7 protein-coding genes are annotated in these 7,551 nt (G+C 68.5%); all 7 read left to right on the forward strand.

The genetic code is table 11. The features are described 5' to 3' along the window. Positions 1–21 precede the first annotated feature (21 nt). On the forward strand, positions 22–516 hold the full coding sequence (locus tag I71_RS24860) for a helix-turn-helix domain-containing protein (protein ID WP_042700005.1): 495 nt from the start codon (positions 22–24) through the stop codon (positions 514–516). Positions 517–739: 223 nt separating this feature from the next. Next, positions 740–1,921 carry a methionine adenosyltransferase gene (gene metK, locus I71_RS24865; protein ID WP_375731220.1) on the forward strand — a complete coding sequence of 394 codons (1,182 nt, stop codon included), beginning with the start codon at positions 740–742 and terminating at the stop codon, positions 1,919–1,921. A 120-nt stretch (positions 1,922–2,041) separates the two neighbouring features. After that, on the forward strand, positions 2,042–2,779 hold the full coding sequence (locus I71_RS24870; RefSeq protein ID WP_042700010.1) for a tRNA (guanosine(46)-N(7))-methyltransferase TrmB: 738 nt from the start codon (positions 2,042–2,044) through the stop codon (positions 2,777–2,779). Between the two features lie 264 nt (positions 2,780–3,043). Next, the gene (rimP, locus tag I71_RS24875; protein WP_042700013.1) at positions 3,044–3,544 is read left to right on the forward strand and encodes a ribosome maturation factor RimP; all 501 of its coding nucleotides are present in this window, start codon (positions 3,044–3,046) and stop codon (positions 3,542–3,544) included. 123 nt (positions 3,545–3,667) lie between these two features. Next, the gene (gene nusA, locus I71_RS24880; protein ID WP_042700016.1) at positions 3,668–5,227 is read left to right on the forward strand and encodes a transcription termination factor NusA; all 1,560 of its coding nucleotides are present in this window, start codon (positions 3,668–3,670) and stop codon (positions 5,225–5,227) included. 74 nt (positions 5,228–5,301) lie between these two features. Further along, positions 5,302–6,075 (forward strand): RNA-binding protein, encoded by a 774-nt coding sequence (locus I71_RS24885; RefSeq protein ID WP_049976319.1) that lies wholly within the window; start codon positions 5,302–5,304, stop codon positions 6,073–6,075. 21 nt (positions 6,076–6,096) lie between these two features. Then, positions 6,097–7,551: translation initiation factor IF-2 N-terminal domain-containing protein (locus I71_RS24890; RefSeq protein WP_042700019.1), on the forward strand; the 1,455-nt coding region annotated here is incomplete at its 3' end.

Below are 7,551 nucleotides of genomic sequence, written 5' to 3' on the forward strand. Positions count from 1 at the left end.
ACCGTTACAGGGATAAACGAGATGCAGACTGAAACTGGGGCGCCGCGCGGGCGCCGTGCGGGTGCGGGCCGTCCGAAGACCGGAAAGCCGAATCCCATCGACGTCCATGTCGGATCCCGCGTCCGTCTCCGTCGTACCCTTCTCGGCATGAGCCAGGAGAAGCTGGGCGAGGCCATCGGTCTGACCTTCCAGCAGGTGCAGAAGTACGAGCGCGGTGCAAACCGCATCGGCGCGTCGCGTCTCTTCGATCTGAGCCGCGTTCTTGACGTGCCGGTTTCCTTCTTCTTCGACGACATGCCGGCCGAAGCCGCTTCTGCCCGCGTCGAGGACGACGATGAGGCCGGTTCGGGCGACGAGCGCTCCACCAGCGCCTACGAGCCCGATCCGATGGCCAAGCGCGAGACGCTGGAACTGGTCCGCGCCTACTACAAGATCAACGATCCGTCGGTGCGCAAGCGCCTGTTCGAGTTGACCAAGGCCGTGGCCAGCGCCGCGGTGGCGGAAGCCGCCGAGTAACGCCTGCCCGTCTCCTGCGGCATGCGATACCCACCGAACGGGGAAAGCGCGGTGCGACCGTGCCCACCCCCTTCGTGTGGTGCCTGCGATGATAGGACCAATGCCTTACCGCCGGTAGTCTGCTTGACCCCAGCCGGAATCCTTGTCAAAACCGGATTTGGACCGGTGTCTGCGGCCGCTGTACCGGTCTGCCGTTTCGGCTCATGAAATAGCGTGCCGCCGAATGCCGAGGTTTCCCGTGGCAAAGCTGAACTACGTCTTCACCAGCGAGTCCGTGTCGGAAGGTCATCCCGACAAGGTCTGCGACCGTATCTCCGACGCCATCGTCGATCTTTATCTTTCGCACGACCCGCAGGCCCGCGTGGCCGTCGAGACTCTGGCGACCACCAACCAGGTCGTTCTGGCCGGCGAAGTCCGCGGCCCCGACAGCATCAAGGCCGACCATCTGGTCGAGGTCGCCCGCGCCGCGGTGAAGGACATCGGCTACGAGCAGGACGGCTTCCATTGGGAGAAGATGGACGTCAAGTGCTTCGTCCATTCCCAGTCCGCCGACATCGCCGTGGGCGTCGACGCCGCCGGCAACAAGGACGAGGGTGCCGGCGACCAGGGCATCATGTTCGGCTATGCCTGCCGCGAGACTCCGGCGCTGATGCCGGCGCCGATCTACTACAGCCACGCCATCCTGAAGTCGCTGGCCGAGGCGCGCCATTCCGGCGCCGCCCCGCAGCTGGGCCCGGACGCCAAGAGCCAAGTCACCCTGCAATACGTCGACGGCCGCCCGACCCGCGCCACCGCCATCGTGCTGTCGACCCAACATGCCGAGGGGCTGGACCAGGACGCCGTGCGCGAGATCGTCCTGCCGCACATCGTCAACTGCCTGCCGGACGGCTGGATGTGCGACCCGAAGCACCTGTACGTCAACCCGACCGGCCGCTTCGTCATCGGCGGCCCGGACGGTGACGCCGGCCTGACCGGCCGCAAGATCATCGTCGACACCTACGGCGGTGCCGCCCCGCACGGCGGCGGCGCCTTCTCCGGCAAGGACCCGACGAAGGTCGACCGCTCGGCCGCCTATGCCGCCCGCTATCTGGCCAAGAACGTCGTCGCGGCGGAACTGGCCGAGAAGTGCACGATCCAGGTCTCCTACGCCATCGGCGTGTCGAAGCCGTTGTCGGTCTATGTCGACACCCACGGCACCGGCAACGTCGACGAGGATCGGCTGTCCGACGTGCTGCAGCAGCTGGTGGACCTGTCCCCGCGCGGCATCCGCACGCATCTGGGGCTGAACAAGCCGATCTACGCCCGCACCGCCGCCTACGGTCATTTCGGCCGCGAGCCGGAGGCGGACGGCGGCTTCTCGTGGGAGAAGACCGATCTGGTCGAGGCCCTGCGCGGCGCCTTCTGATCGCCCCAACCGGCCGATCATCAGACTGNAAAAGGACGGCGGAGGCTGGAAACGGCTTCGGCGTTCTTTTTGTATAAGCTCTTTTCCTGCCGACACCGCCATCGAACCGCATCAGCCGCCATGACCGACAGCAAAACCGACCGACCGACCGACGACGCTCCGCAAACCGAAACCGGAAACCGGTTGTTCGGCCGGCGCAAGGGCCGTCCCCTGCGCAAGCGCCGGACCAGCCTGATCGAGGATCTGCTGCCACGGCTGCAGATCCCGACACCGGCATCCGGCGGCAGCCTGATTCCCGCCAGCCTGTTCGCCACGCCGACACGCGAGGTCTGGCTGGAGATCGGCTTCGGCATGGGCCATCACCTCGCCTGGCAGGCCAGGCACAATCCGGATGTCGGCATCATCGGCGCCGAACCCTTCCTCAACGGCATCGCCGGCCTGCTGGGCATGGTCGAGGACGAGAACCTGGGCAACGTCCGCATCCAGCCCGACGACGCCCGGCCGCTGCTGGACGCCCTGCCCGACGCTTCGATCGGCCGCGCCTTCGTGCTGTTCGCCGATCCCTGGCCGAAGAAGCGCCATGCCGACCGCCGCTTCATCGGGCCGGAGAATCTGCCGCGGCTGGCCCGCGTGCTGAAGGATGGGGCGGAGCTGCGGCTGGCCAGCGACGACATGGGTCTGGTGCGCTGGATGCTCGAACACACCTTGAAGCATCCCGATTTCGAATGGACCGCCCGCCGGCCGTCGGACTGGCGCATCCGCCCCGACGACTGGCCGGCGACCCGCTACGAGGAAAAGGCCATCGCCGCCGGCCGCAAGCCCGTCTTCATGCGGTTCGTCCGCCGCCCGCGACGCTGACGCATACCCGTTCCGCTTGAGAATCCGTCCGGTCACGCCGATCAGGCCGGAAAAGGCTTGCGGCGTCGGGCGGAATGACTATATTCACCCTCTGAGAACCCATACGGATCGGCGGCCCGGGCAACCGGGCCGGCGAGACGCTTTGCGGGTGGGCTTTTGCCCACTTATTTTTTTATAAGCGTGTGGAAGCACGCGCTTGTTGAACCTTCTGTTGTGGAAACCTCGTCCGGTTCGATCCCGGCCGCAGGCTTTGGGTCAGGTGGAATGGACGCTACAGGTCGCATCGAACAGATCATCACGCCGTCGGTCGAAGCCATGGGCTATGAGGTCGTGCGCGTTCAGATCTCCGGCGGCCAGCGGGCGGTTCTCCAGATCATGGCGGAGCGCGCCGACGGCGCGCCCATGACTGTCGAGGATTGCGCCGACATCAGCCGCTCCGTTTCGGCCCTGCTGGACGTGGAAGACCCCATCCGCGAGGCTTACACGCTGGAAGTCAGCTCGCCCGGCATCGACCGGCCGCTGACCCGGCTCAAGGATTTCGAGCGCTTCGCCGGTTTCGAAGCCCGGCTGGAAAGCCGCATGGCGATCGACGGCCGCAAGCGCTTCAAGGGCATGCTGAAGGGCGTCGAGGACGGCCTCGTGTGCATCGACACCGAACAGGGAGCCGCCCGGCTGGAGTTCGACAACATCCTGCGTGCCAAGCTGGTGCTGACGGACGAGCTGATCCGCGCCAGCCAGGAGCAGCAGGAGGGTCTGCAGAACTGACGGCTCCGTCCAGCAGGACGCACCGCCGGCATGCCTGTCCCAGGTTGCCCCCGCCCCGCCGAGACCCGACCGGACATCACGCAAGACCGGCATCACACAAGACCGATTCAGGAAGTGTAACGGATGGAACTGCTGCAAGTCGCTGACGCGGTCGCCCGCGAAAAGAACATCGACCGGGACGAAGTCCTGGAGGCGATGGAGCAGGCGATTCAGAAGGCCGGCCGCTCCAAGTACGGCCACGAGCACGACATCCGCGCCCGCATCGACCGCAAGACCGGCGACATCCATCTGACCCGCCATCTGGAAGTGGTCGAGACGGTGGAGAACGAGGCGACGCAGGTCACCCTGCCCTACGCCCAGCGGCGCAAGGCCGGTGCCAAGCTCGGCGATTTCCTGGTCGACCCGCTGCCGCCGATCGATTTCGGCCGCATCGCCGCCCAGACCGCCAAGCAGGTGATCGTGCAGAAGGTGCGCGACGCCGAGCGCAAGCGCCAGTTCAACGAGTACAAGGACCGCAACGGCGAGATCGTCAACGGTCTGGTCAAGCGCGTCGAATACGGCAACGTCACCGTCGACCTGGGGCGCGCCGAAGCGATCCTGCGCCGCGACGAGCTGCTGCCGCGCGAGCATTTCAAGAACGGCGATCGTGTCCGCGCCTATATCTTCGACGTCCGCGAGGAACCGCGCGGCCCGCAGATTTTCCTGTCGCGCACGCATCCGATGTTCATGGCGAAGCTGTTCGCCCAGGAAGTGCCGGAAATCTACGACGGCATCATCGAGATCAAGGCGGTCGCCCGTGATCCGGGGTCGCGCGCCAAGATCGCGGTGCTGAGCCATGACAGCTCCATCGACCCGGTCGGCGCCTGCGTCGGCATGCGCGGCAGCCGCGTCCAGGCGGTCGTCGGCGAGCTGCAGGGCGAGAAGATCGACATCATTCCGTGGAACGGCGAGGCGGCGACCTTCGTCGTCAACGCGCTCGCCCCGGCCGAGGTCGCCAAGGTCGTGCTCGACGACGACAACCACCGCATCGAGGTGGTGGTGCCCGACGACCAGCTGTCGCTGGCCATCGGCCGCCGCGGCCAGAATGTGCGTCTCGCCTCGATGCTGACCGGCTGGGACATCGACATCCTGACCGAACAGGAGGAGTCGGAGCGGCGTTCGGAGGAAATCCACAACCGCTCCGCCCTGTTCATGCAGGCGCTGGATGTCGACGACGTGATCGCCCACCTGCTGGTTGCCGAAGGCTTCACCTCGGTCGAGGAGATCGCCTTCGTCGAGACCGAGGAACTGGCTGAGATCGAAGGCTTCGACGAGTCGGTCGCCGACGAGCTGAAGCAGCGCGCGCTGGCCTTCCTGGAAGTGCAGGACGAGCAGGCCAACGAGCGCCGTCTGGAGCTGGGCGTCGAGGACATCGTCGCCGAGCTGACCGGCTTCACCGCCACGCAGCTGGTGAAGCTGGGCGAGAACGGCGTGAAGACGCTGGACGATCTGGCCGATCTGGCCGGCGACGAGCTGGTCGAGATCCTGGGCAAGGACGGCGCCAAGGACGCTCCTTCGGAAGAGGAGGCGAACGCGATCATCATGGCCGCGCGCGCCCACTGGTTCGAGGGTGAGGAGCAGGACGGCGCCGCCGCCGCTCCCACGGCCGACGGCACCGCCGATGGCCAGGGCGCGCAGGCCTGACCGGCAGCAATGCCGGTTGGAACTGCGCCCGACAGGAACGACTATTCGGGACCGCGCGAGCGGATGACGATCGGATGACCGAACGGAACGACGAACGGACACCGACCGCCGCCGCGGATGCGGTGCCGGATCAGGAATTGGCACAGGACGAAGGTGCCGGGACGGACCGCCTGCCGGCCGACGACGAGAAGGGGCCTCTGCGCCGCTGCATCGCGTCGGGCACGGTCGGGCCGAAGGAGGGCATGATCCGCTTCGTGATCGGCCCCGACGGCGAGGTGGTGCCGGACCTGGAGGAACGTCTGCCCGGCCGCGGCCTTTGGGTCACGGCCGACCGGGATGCCCTGGCGAAGGCCATGGGCAAATCCGTTTTCGCCAAAGCGGCCCGCCGGGCGGTGAAAGTACCGCCCGATCTGGCCGAGAGGCTGGAACGGCTGTTGGAACGGCGTTGTCTGCATGCGTTGGGCCTTGCCCGCCGTGCCGGCCACGTTCTGGCGGGATACGAGAAGGTGCGCGAGGCGTTGAGGGCCAACCAGGTCGGCCGTGCGGGTCCCCCGCCGGCCCTGCTGGTCGAAGCCGCGGACGGCTCGCTGGACCAGCGCGGCAAGGTGACGGCGCTCGCGCCGTCGCTGCCGGTGATCGACCTGTTCGAGTCGGCGGCCTTGGCCGCGGCGCTCGGGCGCGATCACGCGGTGCACGCCGTGGTGGCGCGGGGCAGGCTGGCCGCAGGGCTGGCCCGCGAAGCGGCACGCCTGAGGGGGCTGAAAGGTCCCCAAGAGGACAGGGACGCGCACCAGGAGTCTGATAAGGGCTGGGGAGTCGGCGATAAGGCCGGCCGGCCTGCGATGTAACGTCTGACCATTCGGGAACCGATGACCGATAGCAACGACCAGGACCAGAAAAAAGTCTTGCACCTAACCGGCGCCAGCAAAGGAAAGCTGGAGTCGAAGAAGCCGGTCGAGACCCAGGTCCGGCAGAGCTTCTCCCATGGCCGGTCAAAAGCGGTGACCGTAGAGGTCAAGCGCAAGCGTCATGTCGAAAAGGGCGCCGTGCCCGGCGTTGCCGACGGCGGCGCCGCCGCGCGTCAAGCTGCCCAGGGCCTGCCGATGCGTGGCGCACAGGGCCAGCGGCCCCGCGGTGGCGGTGCCCCTGCCGGGCGCCAGCTGACCCGCGAGGAGCTTGAATCCCGCCTGCGTGCGCTTCGCGGCGCCGCGGCGTTCGAAGAGCAGCGCCGCATCGAGGCCGAGGAAGAGGCAGTCCGTGCCGAAGCCCGCGCCGCCGAGGCCGCCGCCCGCGCCGCCGAAGAGGCAGAAGCAGCTCAGGCCGCCCCCTCCGAAGCCGCCGCCCCGGCCGCTGCCGCCACCCCCTCCGATGCCCCGGCCCCGGCCGCGCCGGAAATGCCGCCGATCATCCTGGATGCCGAGACCTTGCGCCAGCGCGAGCTGGACGAGATGCGCGCCATCCAGGAGGAGGAGCGCAAGGTCGCCGCGGAAGCCGAACGCCGCCGCAAGGAGGAAGAGGCCAAGCGCAAGGAAGCCGAGGAGGCCAAGCGCCGCGATGCCGAACCGGCGCCGCGCCGCGACGGTGGCAGGGATGGCGGCCGTGAGGGCGGCCGCGACGCAGCCCCCCGCGACGGCGCGCGTCCGGCCGGTGCCCGTCCGGGTGCCGACCAGCAGCGCCCCGGCGGTGCCGCCGCCCGTCCCGCCGCCGACGCCGCCGCCGGCCGTACTCCGCCGGGTGCCGGCGCCCCGCCGGCCCGCGCCGTCGAGGAAGAGGACGACAACCGCCGCAAGGGTGGTCGCGGCGGTGCTCCCGCCAAGGCCGCGCCGGCCCGGCCGGCCGCCAAGGCTCCCGCCGGCGCCGACCGCCGCAAGGGCTCCAAGCTGACCGTCTCGCAGGCGCTCAGCGACGATGGCGGCGACCGCACCCGGTCGCTGGCCGCCGTCCGCCGTGCCCGCGAGCGTGAACGCCTGCGCCAGATGAGCCGCCAGGAGACGGCGAAGGTCACCCGCGACGTCGTCCTGCCGGAGGTCATCACCGTCCAGGAGCTGGCCAACCGCATGGCCGAGCGCGGCGCCGACGTCATCAAGTCGCTGATGCGCATGGGCGTGATGGCGACGATCAACCAGACGATCGACGCCGACACCGCCGAGCTGGTCATCACCGAGTTCGGCCATCGCGTCCGCCGCGTGTCGGAGTCCGACGTCGAGATCGGCCTGCGTGCCACCGAGGAAGAGGGCGCCATCCTGGTGCCGCGTCCGCCGGTCGTCACCATCATGGGCCACGTCGACCACGGCAAGACCTCGCTGCTCGACGCGCTGCGCCAG

This window comes from Azospirillum sp. B506, from assembly GCF_000333595.1.
In the GTDB taxonomy this organism is placed as follows: Bacteria; Pseudomonadota; Alphaproteobacteria; order Azospirillales; family Azospirillaceae; genus Azospirillum.